The organism is Streptomyces sp. NPDC015345 (assembly GCF_043078805.1).
Classification (GTDB): Bacteria; Actinomycetota; Actinomycetes; order Streptomycetales; family Streptomycetaceae; genus Streptomyces.
Map to the genome: position 1 here is coordinate 104268 of NZ_JBIBTX010000014.1, position 26267 is coordinate 130534.

Below are 26267 nucleotides of genomic sequence, written 5' to 3' on the forward strand. Positions count from 1 at the left end.
GGATATGATCGTGCATCAACGTAATAGGCAGGGCAACCGACCTCACCGATGGCCCCAAACTGTTAGTGCTGGGGTAGACGTACTGACATGGTCCTTACCGGCGGGAGGGACCTGCTTAAGGCAACCGCAGCGCCCAACCGGCTGCGTTCTCCTCCTGTCAGGCCAGGGGTGGCCCCTTCAAGTCGGCCACCGCGTTGCCGTGCTCCTCCCGCTCCCCGCGTCCGCGGGGATGCTCCCAGGCCGACGAAGTCGCCCATGGGTCCGAAGTCCTGCACCCCGCGCCTGCGGGGATGGCTCCTCGCTCATGCTCGTCTACATCGCCGCGCGTTCCTGCTCCTCGCGCGTGACGACTCCACACCCGGTCCGCGTGCTCTGCTTCCCGCGCCTGCGAGGATGGTCCCGCCGCGTAGAGCGCCTGAGTGCCGCCAGGGCGTCTTGGGCCACAGGGCTATGGTTCGCAGCCCCGGGCTACCACCCTGCTACCTTACTGTTATGGCGTCATCGAAGAAGCAGACCCAGCTCCGTCTCGAACCTGATGTCCTCGCTGCGGGCAAGGAAGCCGCAGCCGCACGCGGCCTGGACTTCAACCGGTACATCGCAACCCTGATCGTGGAGGACACCACCGGCGCACGCGCGGCCGGCATGACAGCCGCGCAGCGCCTCATCGATGAACACGGCACCTTCCTCGACGACCTGGAGCGCCAGCTCGACCAGCCGTATGCAGGCCGGCAGCCGGGTGCTGCGGCGTGATCCTGCACATCGACGAGTCCTGGATTTTGGAAGCCGCCCAACGCGCCGCACGCAGCGACCCGGCTGTGGATGATTACGGGGTGCCGATCGCGGCCGTCGCCCGTCACCGCGGCGAGCTGATGGAACGGCCTGTCTACGACGGTCCCTACGCGCGGGCTGCGGCTCTCGTGCACACGCTGGGCCGTTGCCGCTGGCTGGAGAACTCCAACCTGACCGTGGCCTGCGCGGTCGCCGTGATGTACCTCGAGGCCAGTAACATCCCAGTCAATCCCACCCGCGAACAACTCACCGCACTCGCGCACGAACTGCACAGCCCCCACAGCACGGTCAGCCGGGTCGCCGAATACCTCCGCACCTGGAAACCGTAGGAAGAAGCAACTTCCTTCCGGTGTTCCCGACTCGGCCACTGCAGGTCGAGGAGTCTGCTCCCCGCGCGTGCGGGGATGGTCCCCTGCGGACCGCTCGCTCTCTGGGGGCGGCCGGCTGCTCCCCGCGCCTGCGGGGATGGTCCCACGGGCTGGCCGGTGGCGATGCGCTTGCCGTCCTGCTCCCCGTGCCCGCGGGGATGGTCCCAACGGCCGGGACGAGGCGGTAGCGAACTTGGTCTGCTCCCCGCGCCTACGGGGGTGGTCCCGCGCCCGCTGCGGCGGCGGCCTCCTCGCTGGTCTGCTCCCCGCGCGTGCGGGGATGGCCCCGCATGGACAGCAGAAGACGCCTGGGACGACGCCTGCTCCCCGTACGCGCGGGGATGGCCCCGGCCAGCTCTACGTGGACGGCGTCGCCTACAGCTGCTCCCCGTACGCGCGGGGATGGCCCCATGACCATCTACCTCGTCGTTCTATGCGAGGTCTGCTCCCCTCGCCTGCGGGGATGGCCCCTCCGCCCACGTCTCCTTCGAGGCGGACTTCGAGTGCTCCCCGCGCCCGCGGGGAATGGTCCACATCTACGAGGTGCAGGCGATCCTCACGCAGTCTGCTCCCCGCGCCCGGGGGGATGGTCCCGAGCGCACCAGCGAGCGCAGGGATCGTGTTTCCTGCTCCCCGCGCCCGCGGGGATGGTCCCTGCTGGCCGGGCAGGATTGGGACGGTGGCGAGCTGCTCCCCGCGCCTGCGGGGATGGTGCCGGCATCACCATGGGCGGCTGGCTGAAGGACTGCTCCCTGCGCCTGAACTCGCCGCCCGGCTCGTCTCGGGCTCTTCGCGTGGCGGGGGCCTCGATGTCCTTCGTCAAGCGGGTGGGTAGCTTCCGCCCGAGGTTCGGGCTTCTTCGTGGGGCATGAGACTGTCTCGTCGTGCCAGAGATGATGAGTGGGTTGGAGGCGGCCTTGGCTGAGGCGTCGTCTCCTTTGTGGACGCAACGTGTTCGTGCTGGGCGTGACCTCGCTTCCTTCGCCGATGTTCCTGAGGCTGCGGAAGTGCTGGTGAGGCTGCTGCTGGATGCCGAGGACACGGCGGTGACGCGACAGACGGCAGAGGCCCTGGCCCGAATCGGGACGGTGGCCGCCGTGAGACTCATCGCTCTCGCGGTTGTCGAAGCTGACGGCTACCAGGTTGACTGGCTGCAGACCGGGGTGCACGACGCGCTCGTGGGACCGGACGGTGTGCCGGACGTTGCAGCGGCCTGCAGGAATCTCGCCCAGGACCAGGAAGAAGCTGTCCGGCGGGGCGCCGCGGAAATCTCGGTGTGGACAGGCGACACAAGGTGTTGACCTGAATCGACCTGCCTGGGCTGGTTCATGCAGCCGTTGCTTGTGGGAGGCGGGGTTCGTAGAAGGTGCCGTCGCGGAGCATCGCGAACAGCACGCTGATCCGCTGTCGGGCAAGGCTGAGAAGGGCCTGCGTTGGGTCTTCCCTCGAGCTCGACAGCCGTCGTAGTAGGTGCGGGAGGCGGGGTCGAACGCGGGAGGAACATCGTCCGTTTGAGCTGCCGGTTTCCGCGTCGGGGTGCGTGTTCGCCGTGGATCGAAGTTCCCGAGGGCTTCGTGGCCGGGGCGAGGCCGGCGTAGGAGGTGAGGTGGGCGGCGGTGGGGAAGCCAGTGCCGTCGCCGACGGTGACCAGCAGCACGGCGGCGGTCCTGACCGCGGCCCCCGGCATCGAGGTAAGGACCTTGTAAAGAGGGTGGTCCTCCAGCAGGGCCTTGATCTGGGCTTCCAGGGCCCGACGTTGTTCGTGGAGGGCCGTGAGCGAGCGGGCCAGAGATGGGATCACGACGTCGAGGGTGCCGGTCCCCGGGACCACGACGGTCTGCTCGTCCAGGGCGTCGAAGACGTCGTCGATCAGCCGCTGGGCCATGCGTGGGGCCTTGGGCCGGATGACTTCGACGAGTCTGCGGCGGCCGGCCTTCCGCAACGCGGCTGGGGAGCCGTAGCGTTCCAGCAGCCAGGTCACGGCCGGGGGGGCCTGGCGCGGCCCTGGGCCCTCCTGCCGGCCTGACGATGGCATGCCATCACGCCTGCATGGATAGGGTGTTCAGTCACCGCATGCATACTCGCTACACGAACTTCTAGCTGTCACTTTTGTCCTTTACAGGTGCTATGCCCGAATCGGTGAAACTGCTCGAAACCAACTCCCGGCAGTAACAAACCTGCAGGTCGAGGAGTCTGCTCCCCGTACGCGCGGGGATGGCCCCCGGAAGCTGAGTACCCCCCTGCGGTGGCTCCTCTGCTCCCCGTACGCGCGGGGATGGCCCCGCGAAGAACATCACTCTGATTGACGAAGTGACCTGCTCCCCGTACGCGCGGGGATGGCCCCTGTTTGATCGGCGGGGCGGGAGCATGAAAAGGCTGCTCCCCGTACGCGCGGGGAGGGCCCCGTGGCGGTGCCGGCGTAGGCGGTTGCGGTGAGCTGCTCCCCGTACGCGCGGGGATGGCCCCAACGGGCCGTTGGGGCAGGGTGACCACCTGGTCTGCTCCCCGTACGCGCGGGGATGGCCCCGGTGATCTTGGCGGCTTCGTTGTCCGTGGTGTCTGCTCCCCGTACGCGCGGGGATGGCCCCTTCCTGCGTCTCACCGATGATGGACGCCGAAGCTGCTCCCCGTACGCGCGGGGATGGCCCCGAGCGCACCAGCGAGCGCAGGGATCGTGTTTCCTGCTCCCCGCGCGTGCGGGGGTGGTCCCACGGTGCTGAGGTTTACGCGGCTGCCGGTTCGCTGCTCCCCGCGCGTGCGGGGATGGTCCCAGTCCCTCGTAGGAGGGTTCGGGTGCCGGGTCCTGCTCCCCGCGCGTGCAGGGATGGTCTCGCGATGATCGACGCCGATCTGTCGGCCCGGGCCTGCTCCCCGCGCGTGCGGGGATGGTCCCTCGGGCCCGAGGGCCTTCGTCGGTGCCGTTTGCTGCTCCCCGCGCCCGCAGGGATGGCCCCTTGAACTCGTCGGAGTCCTCGCCGATCTTCAGCTGTTCCCCGCCCCCGCGGGGATGGCCCGGGCGTGACGTGGCCGGCACTGAAGCACGCCGCCTGCTCCCCGCGCCTGCGGGGATGGTCCCATCTGGTTGACCAGGCCCAGGTCAGGGCGATCTGCTCTCTGCGCCCGAATGCGTCGACCGGCTCGTCTCGTGCTCTTCGTGTCGCGGGGGAGGCGACGCCTTGCGCGGGCTTGGCCCAGGGTTCCCCTGCCGACCTGACGAGGCATGCCAGTACGCCCGCATGGATAGGGTGTTCAGGCACCACGCGTACCCGCTGCACGAACTCCCAGCCTTCCCTTTTTTCCTTACAGGCGTTATGGCCGAATCGATGAAACTGCTCGAAACCAGCTCCCGGCAGTAACAAACCTGCAGGTCGAGGAGTCTGCTCCCCGCATGCGCGGGGATGGTCCCCAGAGCAGGCGCTGGGTCCACGCCCGCATGTCCTGCTCCCCGCATGCGCGGGGATGGTCCCGCGCCCTGCACGGCGCGATCAGCAGCCTGTATCTGCTCCCCGCATGCGCGGGGATGGTCCCGTCCAGGCGATCCGCTCGCCGTCCGACAGGGCCTGCTCCCCGCGCGTGCGGGGATGGCCCCACCGGCCAGTCGGCGTAGCCCGCGGTGCTGCTCCCCGCGCCCGCAGGGACGGCCCCATCACTGAGTTGAGCTGCGCCTGCGCGTCGTGCTGCTCCCCGCGCGAGAATTCGTCGCCCGGCTCGTCTCGTGCTCTTCGTGTCGCGGGGGGGGGGATGCCTGGCGCGGGCTTGGCTCGGGCCCTCCTGCTGGCCTGACGATGGCATGCCATTACGCCTGCCTGGATAGGGTGTTCAGGCGACGCAGGCGTACTCGCCGTACAAACCCACAGCTCTCTATGGCCCTTATGGGCGTTATGGCCGGATCGATGAAGTTGCTCGGAATCAGGTGCAGCCAGTAACAGACCTGCAGGTCGAGGAGCGCTGCTCCCCGCGCCTGCGGGGATGGTCCCGAGCTATACGTGGACGTGCCGCGCAAGAACGGCTGCTCCCCGCGCCTGCGGGGATGGTCCCGTGATCTCCCACGTGCGCACCCCGAGTACTTCCTGCTCCCCGCGCCTGCGGGGATGGTCCCTGTTCCTCACACCTTCCCCACGTCCAGCCGTTCTGCTCCCCGCGCCCGCGGGGATGGCCCCACCGACCGGGCCCGCACTTCGCGCGCCGCCCACTGCTCCCCGCGCCCGCGGGGATGGCCCCCGCGTCGGTAGCACACCTGATCGGATACAAGGCTGCTCCCCGCGCCTGCGGGGATGGCCCCCCACTGATTGGGGTTCGGCGCGTCGTATTCCTCTGCTCTCCGCGCCCGCGGGGATGGTCCCCAGTGGCGGGAGAAGATCGGCGGCCGGGTGATCTGCTCCCCGCGCTCGCGGGGATGGTCCCCCTCCGTCGTCCTCGGGCTCATGAGGGGCGGCACGGAGGCCTACCGCTGGGTGCGCCGTACGAAGGCGGGAAGCCGTGGGCACGTTGTGTGCCGCCAGATGACGTCACCCCCAACCGCGATGGACTCCTTCACAGCGGACGTGGGTGCTGCTTAGTGATCGGCTCGTCGCGGTGGGCGCAGTACCGCACGCCCTCACTCATCGCCGCACCGGCCGGGCGGCCCGCATGGCCGCGCCGAACAACGCCTGGCCTGTGCGGCACCACGGAAGGCTGGTGGAACACGCCTTGCAGGTTTTCCGGTGCTCCTGGGATGCCTCGGAGAGGTGCATGTACGCGCAGGGGCGGCAACCGCGGGGGAACCAGCGGGCGCCACTGCCGTGCGCGTCCACCTGGCGCGCGCCCAGGTCGACGGCCTCGCTGTTGTTCAGGGAAGCCGCGCACCAGACGCAGCGCCGACCGCACACCTGATCCTCGGCGAGGCCGCCCGGATCGGGCAGCTTGAGGGGCGGCGCCTGGACAGTTACCGCTCCACTTCCTGCGCCGGAGGCTGGGCACGTAATGTCGTCCACGTCGACTCCTTGACAGTCGGCCACGCCCCGGGGCCGTTCACGCGGCCGCCGGGGTTTCGCTGTACCTGCCGACGCTAGGAGCGCGGTGTGCGCCACAGCCAGCGATGTGCAGGTGTGTGCAAGGAGGGCTTTCTCGCTCGGGCAATTCGACCGCTACCTCTTGACCGGGCGGAACTGCTGCACGACGGTGGCGCACAGAACTGCACACCGATAGAAGGAGGTTGACGTGCCGTTGACGTTCATCGGTATCGACCCTGAGACGAAGACTGCGGACTCTCCGACCGTTTGGGTCGATCACCATGCGCAGGAACTCGTCTTCCAAGGGTGGGAGCCAGGCCTCGAGATGGCCGCAGAAGCAGCCGCATTCGAAGTGCCCGGTCACGCCGTCGGCATTCCGAAGGGTGAGGCCGTCGTCCGCATTCCCGCCCGCATGGTGAGCATGATCAGGGAGGCGTGTGATGCCCTCGAACGCTCCGACCATCGCTGACCTCTTCGCTGGCGCCACACGGTCCGCCGTGCACCTGGAGATGCGGGACCACTACGGAGTAGCCGCAGAAGCCGACGACTTCCGGGAGTGGCTCGACACCGGCCATCTCGACACGGACCCCTCCTCCCCGGACTGGGCCCCGTGGGTCGACCTCGTCTCTCAAGCCGTGGCTCGCGGCGTCTCGGTTAGGCGGGCCCGCATCGTCTCTGAGCCGGTGACCGACTACATCCGCTACGAGCACGCCTCCACGAGCGTCAACCTGCACGCGGGTGAGGACGTGCGATGGCTGCCCCGGCGTAACGCCTCCGCTATTGCGCTCCCGGGCAACGACTTCTGGCTGTTCGACGGCCAGGTTGTGCGGTGGGGGTTTTTCTCCGGTAACGGCGCCTCCGTCGGCCACGAGGTATCCACCGACGAAGCGAGCGCACGGCTGTGCGCCGAGGCGTTCGATGCCGTATGGGCCCTTGCCACTCCGCACGACCGCTACAAGATCCGCTGAAGAGAGGGCACCGGCAGACCTCCCATGCCCGCCTCACCGTCGACCTCTGCCCAGGCCGCGCGCGAAGCGGTCGCCCACCGGCTGCGCGACCTCCGGAAGGAAGCCGGGCTCACGGTTGTGCAGCTGGCTGCGGCATGCGGCTGGCACCACTCCAAGACGTCCCGCATCGAGAACGCCCGCACCGGGCCCACCGCTACCGACATTCGCCGGTGGTGCTCTGCAGTCGGTGCGGGCGATCACGCGAACGATCTCGTAGTGCAGTCCATCAGTGCAGAGTCGATGTACCGGCAGTGGCGCGAGCAAGTCCGTGCAGGGCTCCGTCATCTGCAAGAGAGCCGGGTGCAGGCGTTCCGTAAGACGGAGTCCTTCCGGCTGTACTCATCGAGCATCGTCCCGGGGTTACTGCAGACTGAGGGATACGCGCAGGCCGTCCTGGGGATCGCGGCGAATGTGCACGATCTGCCGGTTGACGACAGTGCTGACGCTGCCCGCGCCCGGGTCGAGCGGTCCCGAATCATTCAAGAGCAGGGCCACTACTTCGTGGTGGTCATCGAGGAGCCGGTGCTGCGCTACCAAATCGCCGGCCGCGAGGCGATGGCCGCCCAACTTGGTTTTCTTCTCGCCGTCGGGGCGCTGCCTGCGGTATCCCTGGGAATCATCCCCATGGCGGCCCGACGGACATGCTGGCCTGAGGAGACCTTCCACATCTACGACGACGTCCACGTCTCCGTCGAGCTGGTAAGCGCCGAGGTAAACGTCACGCAGCCATCCGAGATCGCCCTCTACGCTTCTGCCTTCGGGCGGCTGCGTGGCATGGCCGTGTACGGCGACGAAGCACGTGAGCTGATCGTGCGCGCGATCGAAGCGCTGCACTAAAGCGGCTGATGGCAGGCATGACGAAAGGTTCCCTCCCGCCCGAAGGCGAAAGGGGGCCTGTGTCACGGGTACTGGCGGCGGGCGGGTCGAGCGCGGCCTGAGGCGCCGGTGGGTCGCCCGGTTCCGGATCGACTGCTCCCCGCACCCGCGGGGATGGTCCCACCGAACGCCGCCGTGTGCTTGGCCGCGCCGGCTGCTCCCCGCGCCCGCGGGGGTGGTGCCCGGTGCGGCTGGCTCCCTGTGCCGAATTCGCCGCCCGGTTCGTCTCGTGCTCTTCGTGTCGCGCGGGGGAGAGAGACGCCTGGCGTGGGCTTGGCCGGGCCCTCCTGCTGGCCTGGCGATGGCATGCCATTACCCCTGCATGGATAGGGTGTTCAGGTGCCGCGCACATACTCGCTGCACGAACCCCCAGCTCCCTTTGCCCCTTATTGGCGTTATGGTCGAATCGATGAAACTGCTCGAAATCAGCTCTCGGCAGTAACAAACCTGCAGGTCGAGGAGTCTGCTCTCCGCGCGTGCGGGGATGGTCCCGCTCGCGTTCCGCCCGCCATCTGGCCCGGCGTCTGCTCCCCGCGCGTGCGGGGATGGTCCCGAATTCGCGGACATCTCCAAAGAATGGTGGGACTGCTCCCCGCGCGTGCGGGGATGGTCCCCACTCGATCTTCCCCCTGGCTCAATGTGCCGACTGCTCCCCGCGCGTGCGGGGATGGTCCCTGGCCGCGGCCTCGCTCGTAGATCCCGTTGACCTGCTCCCCGCGCGTGCGGGGATGGTCCCACGGTCCGGGCCTGGAGCAGGACCGAGTGACGCTGCTCCCCGCGCGTGCGGGGATGGTCCCTCCGCACCAGCTCGGAATCGAAAGAGGTCCGCCTGTTCCCCGCGCGTGCGGGGATGGTCCCGATGCCGGACCCAACCGTCGTAGCAGGTGCGGCTGCTCCCCGCGCCCGCGGGGATGGTCCCATCAGGTTGACCAGACCCAGGGGCAGGGCGATCTGCTCTCTGCGCCCGAATGCGTCGACCGGCTCGTCTCGTGCTCTTCGTGTCGCGGGGGAGGCGACGCCTTGCGCGGGCTTGGCCCGGGGCTCCCCTGCCGACCTGACGCGGCATGCCAGTACGCCCGCATGGATAGGGTGTTCAGGCACCACGCGTACTCGCTGCACGAACTCCCAGCCTCCCCTTTTGCCCCTTACAGGCGTTATGGCCGAATCGATGAAACTGCTCGAAACCAGCTCCCGGCAGTAACAAACCTGCAGGTCGAGGAGTCTGCTCCCCGCATGCGCGGGGATGGTCCCGCGGCCCGTCTCGGTTTCGTCACGTGACGAAACTGCTCCCCGCATGCGCGGGGATGGTCCCGGAGAGTTGGTCACGGTCTTCGTTCCGGAGACCTGCTCCCCGCATGCGCGGGGATGGTCCCCAGTGACCTCCGGGATTTCACTCCGGTGCTCTCTGCTCCCCGCATGCGCGGGGATGGTCCTATCTACTACGACGCGGGCGGCGCGGCTATCGACTGCTCCCCGCATGCGCGGGGATGGTCCCCACATGTGGGGCCCGCTGCCCAGCATGAACGGCTGCTCCCTGCATGCGCGGGGATGGTCCCGCACTCCAGGCTGTCGCCGGACGCCGCGTCGACTGCTCCCCGCATGCGCGGGGATGGTCCCAACTCGACCGCCTCAACGCTGCGCTGCCTGCCCTGCTCCCCGCATGCGCGGGGATGGTCCCAAGGTCATCGTCTACGACGACGCGGGCCGGGCCTGCTCCCCGCACGCGCGGGGATGGCCCCGGTACGCATTCGTGGAATCGACCAGAGGATCGCTGCTCCCCGCACGCGCGGGGATGGCCCCCACGCACTCACCCACCGGGTTGGTCCCGGCCGGCTGCTCCCCGCACGCGCGGGGATGGCCCCCTCATCCCGCTGATGCGCCGGAACTTTGACGCCTGCTCCCCGTACGCGCGGGGATGGCCCCAGCATCGCCACCGCCTGGCAGGAGTTCCTGCACTGCTCCCCGTACGCGCGGGGATGGCCCCACCGAACGCCGCCGTGTGGTTGCCGCGCCGGCTGCTCCCCGCGCCCGCGGGGATGGTCCCCCGGCAACGGGGTCATCACCTACGTACGGTCCACTGCTCCCGGCGCCCGCGGGGATGCCCCCGTCACCTCCGGCGGCTCCGAGGACCTCGCCCGCCGCTCCCCGCATGCGCGGGGGTGGCCCCGGCATCCAGTCCATGGGCGGCTGGCTGAAAGATGGTCCCCGCACGCGAAGCCGCCGCCCGGCTCGTCTCGTGCTCTTCGTGGCGCGGGGGGGCGACGCCTTGCGTGGGCTTGGCCCGGGGCTCCCCTGCCGACCTGGATGGCATGTTATTACGCCCGCATGGATAGGGTGTTCGGGCACCGCGCGCGTACTCGCTGCACGAACTCCAAGCCCTCTTTGCCCCTTACAGGCGTTATGGCCGAATCGATGAAACTGCTCGAAACCAGCTCCTTGCAGTGAAAAACCTGCAGGTCGAAGAGTCTGCTCCCCGCGCCCGCGGGGATGGTCCCCGCGTGCGCCCCAACGTCCGCTCTGAGCGGGACTGCTCCCCGCGCCCGCGGGGATGGTCCCAACAAGGGCGGAGCGAAGAAGACCACCACGGTCTGCTCCCCGCGCCCGCGGGGATGGTCCCTTGCGGTTCTGGGAATGGAACGACCTTTCCACCTGCTCCCCGCGCCCGCGGGGATGGTCCCTGCTCGGCGCCGGCGAGCTAGTGGCCGTGCGGCTGCTCCCCGCGCCCGCAGGGATGGTCCCTTGGGCCCGGATGAGGACGATGGCCACATCATCTGCTCCCCGCGCCCGCGGGGATGGTCCCGGGATCAAGTCCATGGGCGGGTGGATCAAAGACTGCTCCCCGCCCCCGCGGGGATGGTCCCGCTGTAGCTCACTGAGGGCGGCGAGCCATCGCCTGCTCCCCGCGCCCGCGGGGATGGTCCCGGCCCGCTGGCCTCGCCGCGGCTGATGAGGTCCTGCTCCCCGCGCGTGCGGGGATGGTCCCGTACTGAGCAAGCGCCGCAGTTGGGCCCGCACCTGCTCCCCGCGCGTGGGGGGATGGTCCCTCGACGAGCGACAACACCGCCAAGAGCGGGTCCTGCTCCCCGCGCCCGCGGGGATGGTCCCACCAGGTTGACCAGGCCCAGGGTCAGAGCGATCTGCTCCTTACGCCCGAATGCGTCGCCCGGCTCGCCTTGTGCTCTTCGTGTCGCGCGGGGGGGGGCGACGCCTTGCGCGGGCTCGGCCCGGGGCTCCCCTGCCGGCCTGACGATGGCATGCCATTACGCCTGCATGGATAGGGTGTTCAGGTACTGCGCGCATACTCGCTGCACGACCAGCCCCCTTTTGCCCCTTACAGGCGTTATGGCCGAATCGATGAAACTGCTCGAAACCAGCTCCCAGCAGTAAACAAACCTGCAGGTCGAGGAGCCTGCTCCCCGTGCCCGCGGGGATGGTCCCGGCTGGCTGCACTTGACGAGGGCCGGTTCATCCTGCTCCCCGTGCCCGCGGGGATGGTCCCAAGCTCACCGAGTGGCTCCAGGACTTCCATGCCTGTTCCCCGCGCTGCGGGGATGGTCCCGAATGCGGGGCCAACATGGACGTGCAAGACGTCTGCTCCCCGCACGCGCGGGGATGGCCCCATGCTGCATCAGGTGGCGTGGGGTGCTGTTGTTCCTGGGACCTCACGCCACCACTCCTGCGAGCGCCTGGACCCGGTGGCAGGCGCACACGCTGCGGCTCGGCAGGGCTTCACGGCCGCAGGGGATGTTCCCGTCCCGGCCTGAGCAGACCGGGGTCTCGGACACGCCGGAGGCTACGGGCGCATGGTCGGCAGCCAGGGCGCCAGCTTCCTCGCGGCACAGCTTGCACAGCCCGTCCTCGAGGGCCTGGCCGGTCAATATGATCCGCGCACCGCAGTCGCCGCAGGAACCGCGCGGCGGACCGCCCGGCATCCGCTGCTGCACCACCACGGCCAGGGTCGGCCGGGTGGTCGCGTCATCCAGCTCGCACGCCGTGCAACGCCCCGACGGGCCGAGACGGGTGCCGTGCTCGGGGCATAGGCCCCGGGCGAGGCACTGCTCACGCTGCCGGGCGGCGGCCTTGTCCTGGACGACCTCCGCGCAGATCTCGCACGCGGCGCCGGTCCGCCAGATCACCCCGGTCTCGCAGTCCTGGTACCCGCAGCCCCACCGGGGCAGAGCCACCCCCAGCAGCCAGCGGCCCGGGTCCTTGATGTCGGAGAGCATTACCTTGGCCAGCCGGGCGGTCAGCCGGTGCTGCAGCCGCTTGGGCGAGGTGCCTTCACGCAGCTGGCGGCCCACCTCACGGGCCACCTTCCGCGCCACGAAATCGTTCACCTGCTCCAGTAGCACGTGGACCGGCTCCAGCACGGCGTAGATCTGCGCGTTCATCGCCAGCCGTGGGCCGTCGTACGACCGGGCCGCGGCCCCGTTCCTGCTGCTGCGGTTCTTCGGCTTCGAGGGGGAGGACTGGGTCTGCCCACCCGCGCGAAGCGCGAGACCACCCTCGCCTGCAGCGGCCGCATCTTCACCACCGGCCGGGTTTTCCACAGGCCTAGCTGCCTTACCCACCTGTACCTCGCCTACGGCGGGCGACAAGAGCGCGCGCCCGTCATCAGGTGAGTCAGTCATAGGTACTTCCCTATTCGCGAGGGATCCCTCACCAACCGGGGAACCCGATCCCTCACCAACTTGGGAACTGGCCGTCTCCTCAAAACCACTGTCCACAGCCGCCTCAACGGCCTCCATAGCAGCGCCGCGACCGTCGGCCGGGACGTCCGCGCGGGCCTCCGGAGCAAGGTCGTGCGCGATGTACAGGTTCCGGCCCCGAGCCCCCGCACGCCGCTGCACCGTCATCCAGCGCGCCGCCTCCACTTCGTCCACGACCGCCGAGGCCGCCGTCACCGACAGCGCCTCGCCGGCCTTCTTGCCCGAGTGGTGCCGCAGGCACGAGGCGAGCTCCGCCTCCGTCAGCGCGATCCCCCGCGCCTGCGCGTACGCCACCAGCGCGTACACCCGAAGCTGCCGGGGCGTGAGGTCCTCCGCGGCTGCCACCGGCAGCCACACGAACGCCTCCTCCCGCGCCATCGGCCGCACCGTGCGCACCGCCGACTGCCCCGTCCCGCCAGGCATCGTGCGGCGCTCCGAACGCAGCTCCACCACACCGTCCGGACCCGGACGGCGCAGCTGGGTCATCCCCCGCTCCACCGACGCCGTCGACAGCCCCAGGTACGACGCGATCGTCTCCGTCCGCGCCTGGCAGCCCTCCGGCCGCGACGCCAGCGCCTTCACCTTCACGTACACCGACAGCGCCACGTCCTGATAGGCCGACGACCGGACCAGACTCATCGGCACACGAACACGCTGCCGACGAACCAGACCCGTCGACGCAACCACCGGCTCTATGACAGCACTCACCGGCCCACCGCCCCGGCAGGAGCGGCGGAGACCGCAAGGGCCGAACATCCCAACATCGTCTGTGTCGTCATCGGGCCGGTGTACACGCCAAAGCGGACACCCCCCGCAGCAGGCAAAACGCGCGCTTCGTGATCCATCCGCCGACCATGCACGGGACGGCCTGTGGCCAGAGGCCGTGCCACCGTGAATACCGTCGGCGCTCCCGCTCGACAGCTATTGATCTTGGTGTGGGTCCCGTCAGATGGAATGGAGTCGGCGAGCAGAGTGGTAGAGGTCGTCACATCCGCTACAGGTGTGAAGAACGAGTCCGGTGTGACAGAGCGGGGGGATATATCTGCTTCCGGTACGACTCCCATGGGACGAACCGGGTGAACCGACGTGTGATGTCCCGCTGGATAGGCCGCACGGCTCCGGCGAACCAGGGTGAAACGGGCATAGTTGGACTGGAAAACGGCGCGACGGTACGGCAAACTGGCTCCTGTTGTCGCGGCGGAGCCTCGATGGCATGACGAAGCCCCACCGTGGGCTTCGTGGTTCTGGCAGAACCGAAAATTGAATCGCTCGCAGCCGGCTGGCACCGGGGCGGGCAACTCCTCCGGAGGGCTGTGGCAGGCCGGAACCGGAGATCAGAAGGGGCGCCGTGCTCCGGTGAGTGGCATCACCGAGGGGCCGGGCCCAGCGGCAGGTAGGCCGCTTGTATCCGCTAACTCATTGCGACCCCCTTCAGGGGCGTCGTGTACCCGCAGCCGATCTGGCGCGGAAGGTCAGGAACAGCGCAGAAGCTGTGACGAGTCCGGCAGATCACCGCTGCCGGCGTGGAAGAGGTGACGGCGCGCATACGCGGGCGCCCTACCGGAGCGACGCTCGGGTGTCGCTGCAACAGCGGGGTGGTGTGTGTCCACGCGCGGGTACGGGTACCCTGCATCACGCGGCCGCCTTTCTCACGAAAAGGTGGGTCGCCGGGTCGGGAGTCTTCTCCCGGCCGAGAGCCCCCATGGACTTGCCTAAGGTCCCGGGGGCTTTTTCCTGTACTGCTTCGGATCAAGTCCGCAGCCACCCTACTCCCCTGACACCCCACAGAGTGACGACAGGTGACAACGTGTCGGACCACTACTTGACGCGCTGTCAGCCCCACGAGCCCCGCCAGCGCCCGCGCCCGGCGGACCGTCATGCTGGCCTCCGAACGGTGAACAGCTGATGGGGCCGATCACTTCGAATAGGCGGTCGTTGGCGGGCGCACCCCTTGGTGACCAACGAGTCCAGGTGACGGTCCAGTTGCTAGGCGACCCAATGGCGTACACCTGCTCCGTCATGCGAGGTCCCCCAAGTGCGCGTTGACAGCCTTCGCGGCCGCCGTCAGCTCGGGCAGTTCCACCACCGTCACCCCGCCCTCTACCAGCTGCTCGTAACCGACGCAGTTGTCGACGAACAGGCTCGGCTCGCGCCAGGCGATGACTACGCGCGGGATGCCGGCCTCGAGGATTCGCTGCGCGCACGGCGTACGGGAGGCGCTGCGCTGGGAGCAAGGCTCCAGCGTGCTGTAGATCGTCGCCCCCGCGAGGCGCGGCTCGCTCGGCGGGAGTTGGGCGAGGGCGACTTCCTCCGCATGCTCGCGGGGGCCGGTCGCCCGGGAGTAGCCGGACGCCAACTCGCTGCCGTCCTCGCCGACGATGACCGCTCCGACCGAGTAGGCGCCGGCGGCCGGAGGGCACAGCGCAGCGAGGTCGATCGCGCGCTGTATCCAGCGCAAGTCCTGGGCTCGGTCGGGTGCGTACATCAGGCGGTGCGCTCCTTCGGGGAGTAGCGGACGAAGATGACATCGTCGATCGCCCGGATCTCCATCACCTTCATCCGGGCTGTCGATCCGCCGGGGTAGTCGGCGGCGCCCAGGAATCGCGCCGCCTCCGGCTGGCCCACCAGCAAGGGCGCGATGGCCAGGTGTACTTCGTCGGCGAGGTTCGCGGCCATGAGCTGGGTGTGAATCGTGCCGCCGCCCTCCACCATGAGTCGGCCGACGCCCCGGCGACCGAGCTCATCGAGGACCAGGCCCCAGTCGAGGTCCGGGCCGACACTGACGACGTCGGCGAGGCCGTCGAGCGTGGTGCGCACTTTCTCCACTGCGCTGTCGACGGTGACGACCAGCTTCTCGCCGCCGTGGTGCCAGAAATTGAGGTCGGCGGAGAGGTCCCCGGTCCGGGTGACCGTGACCTTGAGCGGGTAGGCCGGCTTGCCCTCGGCAACGCGCTGAGCCCGGCGTTCCTCGCTGTTGACCAAGAGGCGCGGGTTGTCCTTCCGCATGGTCGTCGCGCCGATCAGGATGGCGTCGGCCTCCGCGCGGACCTGGTCGACGCGGTCGAAGTCGGCTGCGTTGGACAGACGCAGCCGCTCGGGGCTGGCGTCGTCCAGGTAGCCGTCGACCGACATGGCAGCGGAGAGGATGACGTACGGACGCGTGGTCATAGGTGATGTGATCCGTTCTGCTCAGGATTCGTGGGAGAGGGTGCCGTCGAAGTGCGCGCGGAACTCCGCGACCTCGGGCTGGCGCTGCCAGGGCACCAGCGCCTTGTCGAGACGCGCGAGCTCCTGGACGATCCGGCCCGAGCCCGTGTCGTTGGCGACGGTCAGGGCCTGGAGGCCGACCGCGGCGGCCTGGTCGGGTGCACCAGCACCGGCGTGTGCCACGGCGGCCCGAGCCATGTAGACACCTCGGTCGCGGTGGTAGCCGTCGGGCAGTGCCTCGATGGCGCTGGTGAAGATTTCGGCGGCCTCCGCGTGCTTGCCCAGCACCTCCAGGCTCTGTGCCCGGTGCACCTGGACATACTGCTCGTTCAGCCACACGCCCCACGGGGTCGTGTCGCCGGAGACGCGATCGAGAGCGTTGCGTACGTCGTCGATCGCACGCGCGCTGTCGGTCGATTCACCGCGCAACGCGCGCCCGTACGACTCGTAGGTCCGGGCGACGGCGGCGAGCCGGCTGCGGGGGCGGGCCATGCGCTGCGCCGCTTCGGCGAGGTCGACGACGTCGACCAGATCGCGCATTTCGCCGGCGAGCTGAGCCTTGCGGGCCATCACGTACGAGGTCAGGTCGCTGTCCCCGACGGTGTGGCTCCACTGGAACGCCCGATCGAGCCAGAATTGCGCGCTGTCGAAGTCGCCCAGGTCCTGGTAGAGCCAGGAGGCGAATTCCGCGTACTGCGTCTGGAGTTCCATGAGGGCGTGGCGGTCGGTGCCCTTCGCGTCCTGGCGCAGGGCCTTGATGTCCTCGATGTGCTGGCGGGCGGCCGCGATGGCTCGGCCGGGGCCGAGGAGGTTGTCGCTGTCGATCAGCAGGCGGCGCGCACGCTGGAAGTGTTCCACCGGTGTGCCGCTGTAGGCGGAAGTCAATCGGGCAGGCCGTGTCAGGCTCGGGAGGGAGCTGGCGGCTGCCGGTGTCCCCCCGCCCAGTGCAGCTGCTGCGCCAAGCCCCATCCCGCCACGCAGCATCGCGCGTCGATCGAGCGCCACGAAAACCACCGATCCATCCCGTAGACGAGCGGGGACAAAGATCCCCTCATCGTCCGACGTTGCCTGCTGGGATGCGGCCATGGCCAGGTTCACCGATGATTCGGACACATGGAGCCCTGAAACGGACACATGGCCCCGCGGGGAATCATCCGCGCCGATGCGCTCCCACAGCTCGATCAGCAGGCCTTGGGCGTTGAGTACGCGGTCCAGCTCTTCGACCTCGGAGCGGTACCTCGGAGCGCGCTTCGCGTTCTCCCATTTCCACAGCTTGGAGTATGAGCAGAAGGTGGCTTCCGCAAGCCCCCGCAGGCTGAGGCCGCGGCGCTCGCGGAGGTCTCGAACCGTGTAGCCGAAGCGGTCCAGGGGCGATGCCTCCGGGGTCAGAACGTTCGGCTTCTGCCCCACGCTGATCCCCCTCCATGTCTCCTATCGGTGTGTCCAGCGGCTGGACACATGTCAGACCTAGAACCAGCTCCGTGGTCGGGCCTACAACTTTGCTAATGAAGTTGGACCGGCCAGGGAGGGACGAACATGCGCAACGGGACGCGAGGAAGGACGTCAGTCGCTTCGGCCCTTCTCGATCCTTTCGAGGCGTGCGGCGAGGTCGGCGACCTGCTCCTCAAGTGCTCGGAGAGCGCGGGCAGTCGAGTCCTCGCTGGACTCGGAGGCGGTCTCCGTGACGAAGGAGCCGCGCCCTTGGTGCGAGTAGATGAGCCCAGCCGTGCGCAGCTCGGTCAGGGCTCGCTGGACGGTGCCGGCCGCGACGCCGTACTCCTCTGCCAGCTCGCCGATGCTCGGCAGTTTCGTCCCGGCGGTCCAGCGGCCGGAGCGGATCTTGTCGCGGACATCCTGAACGATTCGCTGGTACGGCTGCACGGCCTCGTTGCTCATGAGCGACATCGTAGGTCGACCCCCTCGCCTTAGCTAGCTTCCTTAGCTTCCTCAATCAAGTGCTTGACACGCCCCCAACTCTATCAGCTAAGTTGGCTATGCCGACAAGGCGAGCGGGGCGGTAAAGGCCCCCACCTACCACTTCCTGGGATCACGTAGAGCCCGAACTCGAAGGGAGCACCACCTCATGAACACCACCCGCCGCCCCGCCGTCGGCCTCGCCACCGAGAAGTTTGACGCTGAGACGCTCGCGCTCCTGGAAGCGGTGGAGGTGTCGCTGCCCGACTTCGCCGGCCTGGACCTGGACGTCGCCTTCGGTACACCGCTGGAGATGTTCGAGGTCGGCGCCCTTCCCCACGAGCGGCTGAATGGCCTGGACATCACCGCCGCCGTCGCCGCGATCGAGGCACGCGAGAACCGAATGCTCGCCGCCCGCGACATCCTCGCCACCGACCCGACCGCCACCGAGCTGGTGCGCGAGCGCCTGGTCGACGTGCTCCTCCCCTACGCCGCGCAGCTGCGCATCCCGCGACGGCCGGCCGTCGCGGCGCCTCTGCCGCTCGCGGCCTGACCTCAGCCTCGGCTCTGTCGGCTCCTATCGTCGCCACCTCCGGTGGCGGCGGTTGAAGCGGCCAGATACCGACCGCTTGACCGCAAAACAGCAGGAGCCACTGCCTCTTCGGAGGTGGCGGCAGTGGGGTGAGCCGAGCTCCCCCGGCCTAGGCGCCTGTACTGAATAGCTCCACCTGATCTACCGCGAACAGTGCTTGCTGCGCTGTCTGTCCGCCAGGACTACCCGTGTCGAAAGGCTGGCCTGGCGCGGCAGAGAAGGCAGCACCCGCACCCGAACCCATGTCAGGAGGATTCGATGCCCCGCAAGCGTCCCGGCCGCGTCCGGACCAAGAACACCAACCGCCGTGAGCCACTGCTGCTCAGCAGCATGGCCCCGGAGGACTACAATGTCCGGCCCGGCGAGACGAAGTCGATCGCCTGCCCCGACTGCCGCACTTGGCGCCGGATCATGGGCGACACGGTCCTCAAGATCCGCGAACACTGCATCAGCGACAAGCTGGCGGAAGGCCAGAAGCACACCACCTGCCCCGGCAGCGACCAGCTCGTGGTCGTCGACATCGACGTCCAGTGCTGGCAGGCCAAGCAGGACCGCCTGCTGCGCGACGCGATGCCGCAGGACAACCGCCGCGCCGCCCGCCAGTTCTACAAGCCGCTCCCGGCCCCGGCCGCCCCAGTCTCCCGGATCACCGCGGAGGTCACGCTGGAGACGACCCGCCAGTCCTACCTCGCCCACCGTAAGGGCTGCATCCGGTGCGTCGACGGCCAGCACTGCACGGACGGCGGCGTCCTGGCTCGCCGGTACGTCCTCGCCCTCCAGGAGGAGCCAGCCCGCCGCGAGGCCCGCGAGCAGCTGAAACGCCAGGAGCAGCGCGCCGCACGGAAGCAGTTGGCACCGACCGTCCGCAAGGCGCAGTGGGCCCGGCACGGCGGCGAGGAAGTCGAGAAGGCGAACAACATCTGCACGGCGCGGACTCCGGGACACTCCGAGTTCCGCGGCCCCGGCCTCCCGATGCTGCCGCAGGACGTGGAGGCGCACGACCAACGGCAGTCAGAACTGGGCAGGCAGTACGCCTGGAAGAGCACGGTGACGTCGCCGTCCTGAGCCGCATTCTGGCACGAACGACCACGGCCCTGGCCGCCCCGAGGTACAGGGGCGGCCAGGGCCGTGGCTGCTCGTACGACCAGCCACCAAGGCGACAGCCCCGGCGACTTGGAACCCCCCGGGGCTGTCCAGGACCTGAACTGGAGGACCTGATGCCCACCAGCATCGCACGCCCGATCGCCACCACCGACTCGGACCCGGACATGGACGAGGCCCTGCGCCGCGCCCGGGGCGGGAAGTGACGGAAATGGACTGGCGACACAACGCGGTCTGCCGCGAAGAAGACCCGGACTTGTTCTTCCCCATCGGCAACACGGGCCCGGCCCTGCTGCAGATTGCGGAGGCCAAGGCGGTCTGCCGCCGCTGCCCGGTCATGGAGCAGTGCCTGCAGTGGGCTCTCGAGGCCGGGCAGGACGAGGGTGTCTGGGGTGGCCTGTCCGAGGACGAGCGGAGGTCGCTGAGGCGCCGGGCCGCCCGGAAGCGGGCGGCCCGGCGGCTGGCGTGAGTGATACCGAGCGTCAGCAGCTCGCCGACAAGCTGCACCGCATCAACCGGCGGTACGACTTTGGGCGCCGCTCTCGTGGCTGACGACCTGTACGCCCGCTACATGAAGGCTGCGGCCGCCAGCCGCGCGCACCGCCGGGACTGCACGCAGTGCTCGCCAGACGCGCTGTGCACGACCGGCCGGCGCCTGCATGAGTCGTTCACCCGGCTTCAGGACGCCTACCTCACCCAGCAGAAGAAGAAGCGCTGACCGCCGGACGGGAGAGCACACCAACTCCCGTCCCGTGCAGTGCTGCTTCACCATTCCGGTCGCCCGCATGACGGGCGGCCGGCCTTTCGCACTCCTCCAGCCCGGGAGACCATCCCGGGCTTCCCCCTAGGAGAGCCCATGCGTAGCAGCATCCCGCTCGACACCGCGACGACCGGCGCCATGTTGCCTGACTCGCTGTGCACGCACACCCCGAAGTGCCCGTCGGCCGCCAGCCCGGACCGGGAGGCCGCCGTCGTCGTGGCCGCGCGCCCGGAGCAGGGCTGGAGCCTGCTGTGCAACGCCGTCCTGCTCTTTGAGGACACCGGTGAGCTCCTGCCCGACGGGCAGGTCGTCGCTCCGCACCGCCCCATCGCCGCCTTGGTCTGACGGCTGCCTGGCACCGCCCGCACCGGCTGCCGCTGCCCTTCGCGGTGGGCGGTGCGGGCGATGTCAGGGAGTCGGACAGTCCGGCCCGCAGACAGTAAGGACGATGACCATGCTCTTCTTCCTCACCCGCTTTTCGCGTCGTATGGCTCGCTCCTTCACCCTTGGATGGACGTGCGAGGGCAACGGCGGGTGCGGCGCCACGGACAACGCCGACACCGCGAGCAACTGTGGCGGCTGCGGCCGCTCCTGGGGATGACATCCCGACCTGCCCGGCCTCACTAGGTGACTGTCACTTGCCCGCCCCGCGGCTGTCGTATCCCGGCGGCCAGTGGGGGCGGTGGCGGAGAGCTGGACCTCCGTCGACACGCCCCGCGGTTCCCCGAGAGCTAACTTCGCGCCTGCCCGGCGGGAGCCGCATCGAGTTTCGAGCCCGCCCCGTGACGCTTCGAGAGCACGGCCGCCCGCCCCGCGGGCCGCCGTGCATTTCGTGCGCGCGGGGCGGGCAGAGCCGGTGCCAGTTTCGTGATCAACCGACCGTACCGACCCGCCGCTTCGGGAACGCGTCGCCGCGTTTCGGGAGCAGCCCCCGCCGTTTCGCGGACGTCCGGACGACCCTTCTCGGAGGCCCTCATGACGATCACTGATATGCCGCAGACTGCGGCTCCTGACACCCCCGTTTCGCGCCCGCTGGGCCGCGCTTCGGACACACCGGAGAAGGTTTCGGGTACGGCTCGGGGCGTTTCGGGCCCGGACAAGCGGAAGATGATCAAACCCACCCGCGATCGGCTGATGACCGCGCTGTCGCTCGTCGCCGCGGTCGGCGGCACGCTGGTCGGTGTCATCGGCTTTGCGATGTCCTACAGCACCCTGGCCAAGGTTGCCCTGAGCTGGGGGTTCAGCAAGGAACTGGCCCCCTGGTTCCCGGTCGGCGTCGACGCCAGCATCATCGCGTTCCTCGCGCTCGACCTGTACTTGATTCGCAAGAGCACCCCCTGGCCGCTCCTGCGGATGGCCGCGCACGCCATGACGGGTGCGACGATTTGGTTCAACGCCAGCTCACAGGGCCGGATCGGCACCGACCCGGTGCAGGCCGCCAGTCATGGCGTCATGCCGATCCTGTTCGTGATCGGCGTCGAGGCCGCCCGCCGCCTGATCATCCAGAAGGCCAGGCTGGAGGCGGGGACGGTCACCGACCGGATCCCGCTGCACCGCTGGATCCTCTCCCCCATCGCCACGCCGCGGTTCTACCGTCGAATGCGGCTGCACAACGTCGCCTCGTACCCGGAGATGATCCGGCGCCAGCAGGAGCTCATCGGCTACGAGCAGTGGCTCAAGCGCAAGTACGACGGCGACCTCGGCAAGGCCACTGAAGACGAACTGCTGCCGATGAAGATGGCCGCCCACGGCTACACGGTCGCGCAGGCCCTCGCGATGCCTGAGCAGCAGGAACGTGCTGCTGCGGCCCGCGCGGAGGAGGCGGAGCGCCGGCGCCTGGACGCGGAGACGCGCCGGGAGCTCGCGCGCAAGAAGGCCGAAGCCGACCGGCTGGAGGCGGAGGGCCAGCTCGAGGCCGTCCGCGCCAGGGTGGAGGGCGAGACCGGCCAGGCCCGTGCGCACGCCCGAGCGCAGGTCAGTGCCGCTGAGCGGGCTGCTGAGCTGGAGGAGGCCGCGCTGGAGACGGTTGTCATCGCCGAAGCCCGCGCCCGCGAGGCGGAGGCGGAGCGCAAGGAGGCCCAGGAGTGGGAGGCCAAGGCCGCTGCGGACGTCCGCGCGGCGGAGCTGGAGCGCCAGGCGGCGGAGAAGCGGAGGCTCGCGGCGGAGGCCGACCGGGTCACCGCGGTGGAGGCTCAGGCCATCGAGACGGCGGAGATCGCGGAGGCCCGGCAGCGTGCTGCCGAAGCCGACCGGGTCGCCGCCGAAACGGAGCGGGCTGCTGCCGAAACCCGCCGCCGCGCCGCCGAAGCCGACCGGCTCACGGCACAGGAGAACGAGCGCAAGGCGACCGCCGACGCGAACACGCAGGCGGCCCGCATGCGTGAAGCCGAAACCGAGTACGCCGCTGCCGAAAGGCGGCTCGCCGCCGCCGAAGTCGAGCGGCGTGCGGTCGAAATCGAGGACGCCGCGAAGCTGACGCCGCGCGAGCGGGCGGTCCGCAGGGTCGCGCGCATGGCGTTTGCGGCCGGCGCGGTGTTCGTCGGCCTGGACACCGACGGGATCCACCGCGAGCTGTGCCGGGTCGTCACGATCGCCGACATCCAGCGCGAGTTCGACGTGTCGTCCACCGACACCGCCTCCAAGTACCGCCAGGAGGCCGTCGCGCTCCTCGCCGGCGGCTACCGCCCCTGAACCATCGTCCGGCACACACCAGTGAGGGCCAGCCCGAAGGAAGCGGGCTGGCCCCCGCTGCGACTGCCGGAAGCAGTCCACAGCCCCACCAGTACACCAGGAGGGAATCCCCGCCGTGAACAGCAACAACGACCCGAACTACTCCCCTCTGCGCGACGTCGCGCAGAGCCCGGAGGCAACCGCCCGGTACCTGGCCGACGTTCAGCGGGTCCTGCTGGACATCGGCAGGAACCTGGAGACCCTCGCGCACGAGACCCGCGTGCACCTGCGTGACACGCACGTGGAGGGCGACCGCTGGTACCACGCCAGGCTGCGCGCGATGCCCGTGGAAAAGGCCCTGGGGCAGGTTCTCAAGAACCTCAACAACCTGACCGAGGGCCTGGAAAAGAGCGCCTACAAGCGCCGCGCCCACGACGAGGCCGTTGTGAATACGGCCAAGGGAAGGAAGGAAAAGGAGCTGGAAAGGCGGCGGAATAAGAATCCGCAGACCCTCCAGGCCGCCCCCAATTCGCCACAGGATGGTGCGCGGAGCCGGAATTCCGGCTATGGTGGCCCTACGTCGATTTACGACCTCGGTAAGAGGGAGTCGGCGTGACGCGTCCCCTCAGCAGCGTCGAACGCTCGGTTCAAGGGCGGATCGGATGGCTGCGGGAAGAAGAGCGCAAGGCGATCGAAAGTCGCGGGGAAATCGGCCGGATGGAATTCTGGCTCCGCGTTACTCGGTCTGAAATCGCCAAGGAAGTCAAAGCCGGTCGCGGCGATGTCATCACCGCATTCACGCTGGTCTGCCGCCTCTTCAGGCTGGTTCTGGAGAAGCGGCAGGCGGGCGATGCGCGGCTGTTCGACCACCTCATGCAGTACGCGGACACCGTCCTGAAGCAGCACGGCCCGCGTAGCTGAGCGTCACCCACGAAGGCCCCGCCGGGCTCCGGCGGGGCCTCGCGCGCGTAAAGCGTGCACATGTGCACGTGCACGCGCGTGCACACGAGACCCCACTGTTTGTCAAGTCCCCAGGAGGGGGGGTGCCCGTGTCCGACGACCCCGACGACACCGGCGGCGGAACCCTGGTACACGGTCCCTGGAGCGGTGATTCCACCTACACGCTGCCGCCGACCCCGGATTTCATCGACACCATTCCGCCGCCGGAAGACATTCCGGAAGCTCCTCCGGAGAGCCCGGAGGAGACGACGGCGGAACTTCCCGTGATCCCGGCTGCTCCGGACCCGGAAACGGCGTTGCGTTCCGAAGGAATTACCGCGCCGGAAACCGGTGAAGACGAAGACGAATATGAGGAAGGTGAATACGAGCAGCCTCGTTCTCTCGCTGACCGTCTCGGTGACTGGCTGGAATTCCGGCTGGAGAAGGCGCGGGCGCTTCATGAGGGTGAAGCGCCTTTCCGTGAGGCTGAAATAGCGCGGAAGGCTGCGCTGCTGGAGGGGCGCACCGCGCAGGAAGTCGCGATGATGGAGCAGAACGGAAAGCTCCACGCCGCGATGATGAAAGCGAAAGGTGACAAGGCGGCGGCACGCGGAAAGGCCGATGCCGACCGTACGAAGTCGTCCGCCTCCGGCCTGGGGGCGGACAAGGGCCGCTCGAAGGCCAGCGGCGGGGGCGGGTCCTCGCGCGGTGGTGGCGGCAGCGGGCCGTCCCGCACCAACTCCGGCTCGGCGAACCGGCCCGGCGGCTCACGCGGTCCCAACTCCCGCGGCCCCGGGGTGCGTTCCGGGTCGGGATCGACCGGGGGGAGCGGGGGCGGCAAGGGCGGCGCGAAGAGCTCTCCGTCAGGCTCTGGCGGCCGTGCAGCCGGTTCCGGGCGCAGCGGTCCGTCCGGGGGGCCGAAAGGCTCTCAGACGGGCTCTGGCAGCTCCGGCCGGGGCGGCGGTTCGAAGGGTGACGGCGGCGGCCGGACGCAGAACGGTCCGGCTGCCGGTGCCCGTGTCGAGCGGGCCCGCGGCCGCCAGGAGCGCGCCGGGGCCAGGCAGGCCGGGCGGCAGGAACGGCGCAGCGCCGGGCACGCGGCCGGTGTCGCGGACCGGTCCAAGGACCGTGACCAGGCCCGCGCCCAGAAGCAGCAGGCGTGGGAGGACCGCCGGGCCAAGAAGGCGCAGCGGGCGGAGGCACGGAAGGCGAAGCGGGAAGCCGCGGCGTCGGCCGGTGCCGGTCGCACCACGCTGGGCCAGGCCGTCGGTGAGGAAGCCCAGCGTCGCTTCGACAAGCGCCGCGCCGACGCGAAGGCCGCCCAGCAGGACGCCAAGGACGCTAAGGACGCCAAGGCGGCCGGCACCGAGAAGGTGAACCTGACCAACGACAAGGATTCCAAGGCCAAGGGCACCGCCGGCGGGGACGCCAAGACCGCCAAGGACGCCCCTGATGGAGCCTCCAGCGCCGCGAAGGACGGCACGGCGGGCGATGAACCGGGCAAGGACTCCACAGCCGGTGACGGGGCGTCTGGCGGCGCGAAGAAGCGGCGCCGGTTCCGGCGCCGGCGCACCGGCAGCACGGGCCGGGCCGGTCGGCGCGGACGAACCCGGCGCACCGGTCGCACCGGCCGGGCGGGACGCGGTCGTACAGGGCGTGCCGGTCGGCGCGGCCGTGCGGCGGACAGCCCGTTCGGCGCGGAGGACTCCACCCCGACGGTGGAGTGGCCTGAGCACGATGCCCGCCCGCCCAAGCGCGCCGCCGCAGGCGAGGACGACATCGTCGACGCGGACATCGTCCCCGAACCGGCCGCGGCCGTGACGAGCGGTGTCAAGAGCCTGCCGGCCGCGCCGGAGAAGCACACCGCACGGCCCGGCACCAGCCGGGCTACCAGCACGGAAGGGAGCAGCGTGAGCAGCACGCAGGTCAACAGGTCGTCCAGGCGGAACAATCTCAGCGCCCGGCACCGTACAGACACCACGTTCGACCAGTACCTGATGGCCATGGCGAACACCGCCATCAAGGCCGCCTCGGACCAAGAACGCGCCGAAGCCTTGACCGAGGCCCTCGGCAAGATCGCCGAAGCGTTGCGGGAGATGGCCAGCGACCTCGTCGCCGACCACAACATCGACACGAAAGTCACCGACCTGATCACCGACCTCGCCGACTCCGCGGCCCGGATGAAGCTGCAGGCCGAACGGTGCGCCGAGCAGTGCGACCTCGCCAAGGAGGCCGCCAAGCTCGCCGCCTCGATGGTCGCCCGTGTCTACGGACTGGACATGGCCGCCAAGGAAGACGCCGGGCTCACGCATACCTCGGCCGCCGCTCACCACGACTAACAGCC

20 protein-coding genes, 1 pseudogene and 4 CRISPR repeat arrays are annotated in these 26267 nt (G+C 69.4%); of the genes and pseudogenes, 15 read left to right on the forward strand and 6 right to left on the reverse strand.

Annotation, left to right across the window (positions count from 1 at the left end; translation table 11 throughout):
- Positions 1–492: 492 nt before the first annotated feature.
- The 3 genes from ACF062_RS37610 (at position 493) to ACF062_RS37620 (ending at position 2458) form a co-directional block, all read left to right on the forward strand.
- A complete protein-coding gene (locus ACF062_RS37610) occupies positions 493–750 on the forward strand; it encodes a hypothetical protein (RefSeq protein WP_392144487.1) in 258 nt (85 codons plus the stop codon).
- Positions 747–1118, forward strand: coding sequence for a fic family toxin-antitoxin system, toxin component (locus tag ACF062_RS37615; protein ID WP_392144489.1), 372 nt, complete (start codon positions 747–749; stop codon positions 1116–1118). Before ACF062_RS37610 ends, ACF062_RS37615 begins: the two co-directional genes overlap by 4 nt.
- Positions 1119–2050: 932 nt before the next feature.
- Complete coding sequence (locus tag ACF062_RS37620) at positions 2051–2458, forward strand: hypothetical protein (RefSeq protein WP_392144637.1); 408 nt, start codon at positions 2051–2053, stop codon at positions 2456–2458.
- Positions 2459–2483: 25 nt separating this feature from the next.
- Here the strand turns inward: ACF062_RS37620 and ACF062_RS37625 are convergent.
- A pseudogene (locus ACF062_RS37625) lies at positions 2484–3162 on the reverse strand (transposase); the annotation flags it as partial.
- A 188-nt stretch (positions 3163–3350) separates the two neighbouring features.
- Positions 3351–4233: direct repeats of the CRISPR family, unit length 29 nt; unit sequence CTGCTCCCCGTACGCGCGGGGATGGCCCC.
- Between the two features lie 872 nt (positions 4234–5105).
- Positions 5106–5561: direct repeats of the CRISPR family, unit length 29 nt; unit sequence CTGCTCCCCGCGCCTGCGGGGATGGTCCC.
- Between the two features lie 795 nt (positions 5562–6356).
- Between ACF062_RS37625 and ACF062_RS37630 the strand changes: the two are divergent.
- From ACF062_RS37630 to ACF062_RS37640, 3 genes are read left to right on the forward strand one after another with little or no spacing between them, the layout of a single operon-like run.
- On the forward strand, positions 6357–6617 hold the full coding sequence (locus tag ACF062_RS37630) for a hypothetical protein (protein WP_392144490.1): 261 nt from the start codon (positions 6357–6359) through the stop codon (positions 6615–6617).
- On the forward strand, positions 6589–7116 hold the full coding sequence (locus tag ACF062_RS37635) for a DUF6879 family protein (RefSeq protein WP_392144492.1): 528 nt from the start codon (positions 6589–6591) through the stop codon (positions 7114–7116). The genes ACF062_RS37630 and ACF062_RS37635 overlap by 29 nt, the downstream gene beginning before the upstream one ends.
- Before the next feature lie 24 nt (positions 7117–7140).
- Positions 7141–7992 (forward strand): helix-turn-helix domain-containing protein, encoded by an 852-nt coding sequence (locus ACF062_RS37640; RefSeq protein WP_392144494.1) that lies wholly within the window; start codon positions 7141–7143, stop codon positions 7990–7992.
- Positions 7993–8494: 502 nt separating this feature from the next.
- A CRISPR array of direct repeats spans positions 8495–8950; the repeat unit is 29 nt; unit sequence CTGCTCCCCGCGCGTGCGGGGATGGTCCC.
- A gap of 1547 nt (positions 8951–10497) precedes the next feature.
- A CRISPR array of direct repeats spans positions 10498–11136; the repeat unit is 29 nt; unit sequence CTGCTCCCCGCGCCCGCGGGGATGGTCCC.
- Positions 11137–11693: 557 nt separating this feature from the next.
- On the opposite strand, the gene ACF062_RS37645 is transcribed toward ACF062_RS37640, so the two are convergent.
- From ACF062_RS37645 to ACF062_RS37665, 5 genes are all read right to left on the reverse strand, one after another.
- The gene (locus ACF062_RS37645; protein ID WP_392144639.1) at positions 11694–13379 is read right to left on the reverse strand and encodes a hypothetical protein; all 1686 of its coding nucleotides are present in this window, start codon (positions 13377–13379) and stop codon (positions 11694–11696) included.
- Positions 13380–14757: 1378 nt separating this feature from the next.
- A complete protein-coding gene (locus ACF062_RS37650; RefSeq protein ID WP_392144496.1) occupies positions 14758–15225 on the reverse strand; it encodes a deaminase in 468 nt (155 codons plus the stop codon).
- Positions 15225–15908, reverse strand: a complete 684-nt coding sequence (locus ACF062_RS37655; RefSeq protein WP_392144498.1) for a RibD family protein — start codon at positions 15906–15908, stop codon at positions 15225–15227. The genes ACF062_RS37650 and ACF062_RS37655 overlap by 1 nt, the downstream gene beginning before the upstream one ends.
- Before the next feature lie 21 nt (positions 15909–15929).
- A complete protein-coding gene (locus ACF062_RS37660; protein ID WP_392144500.1) occupies positions 15930–17357 on the reverse strand; it encodes a helix-turn-helix domain-containing protein in 1428 nt (475 codons plus the stop codon).
- A 153-nt stretch (positions 17358–17510) separates the two neighbouring features.
- On the reverse strand, positions 17511–17843 hold the full coding sequence (locus ACF062_RS37665) for a GntR family transcriptional regulator (protein ID WP_190175236.1): 333 nt from the start codon (positions 17841–17843) through the stop codon (positions 17511–17513).
- A 187-nt stretch (positions 17844–18030) separates the two neighbouring features.
- Between ACF062_RS37665 and ACF062_RS37670 the strand changes: the two genes are divergently transcribed.
- From ACF062_RS37670 to ACF062_RS37710, 9 genes are all read left to right on the forward strand, one after another.
- Complete coding sequence (locus ACF062_RS37670) at positions 18031–18414, forward strand: hypothetical protein (RefSeq protein ID WP_392144502.1); 384 nt, start codon at positions 18031–18033, stop codon at positions 18412–18414.
- Between the two features lie 297 nt (positions 18415–18711).
- Positions 18712–19518: a hypothetical protein gene (locus ACF062_RS37675; protein ID WP_392144504.1), complete on the forward strand. Its 807-nt coding sequence runs from the start codon at positions 18712–18714 to the stop codon at positions 19516–19518.
- Positions 19519–19765: 247 nt separating this feature from the next.
- Positions 19766–20023, forward strand: a complete 258-nt coding sequence (locus tag ACF062_RS37680) for a WhiB family transcriptional regulator (protein WP_392144505.1) — start codon at positions 19766–19768, stop codon at positions 20021–20023.
- Between the two features lie 75 nt (positions 20024–20098).
- Positions 20099–20272, forward strand: coding sequence for a hypothetical protein (locus ACF062_RS37685; protein WP_392144507.1), 174 nt, complete (start codon positions 20099–20101; stop codon positions 20270–20272).
- 195 nt (positions 20273–20467) lie between these two features.
- On the forward strand, positions 20468–20659 hold the full coding sequence (locus ACF062_RS37690) for a DUF5999 family protein (protein WP_392144641.1): 192 nt from the start codon (positions 20468–20470) through the stop codon (positions 20657–20659).
- Between the two features lie 522 nt (positions 20660–21181).
- Positions 21182–23005 carry a DUF2637 domain-containing protein gene (locus ACF062_RS37695; protein ID WP_392144509.1) on the forward strand — a complete coding sequence of 608 codons (1824 nt, stop codon included), beginning with the start codon at positions 21182–21184 and terminating at the stop codon, positions 23003–23005.
- Between the two features lie 115 nt (positions 23006–23120).
- Positions 23121–23600 (forward strand): hypothetical protein, encoded by a 480-nt coding sequence (locus ACF062_RS37700; protein WP_392144511.1) that lies wholly within the window; start codon positions 23121–23123, stop codon positions 23598–23600.
- Positions 23597–23905: a hypothetical protein gene (locus ACF062_RS37705; protein ID WP_392144512.1), complete on the forward strand. Its 309-nt coding sequence runs from the start codon at positions 23597–23599 to the stop codon at positions 23903–23905. The genes ACF062_RS37700 and ACF062_RS37705 overlap by 4 nt, the downstream gene beginning before the upstream one ends.
- A gap of 128 nt (positions 23906–24033) precedes the next feature.
- Positions 24034–26262, forward strand: coding sequence for an ATP/GTP-binding protein (locus ACF062_RS37710; protein ID WP_392144514.1), 2229 nt, complete (start codon positions 24034–24036; stop codon positions 26260–26262).
- Positions 26263–26267: the final 5 nt, after the last annotated feature.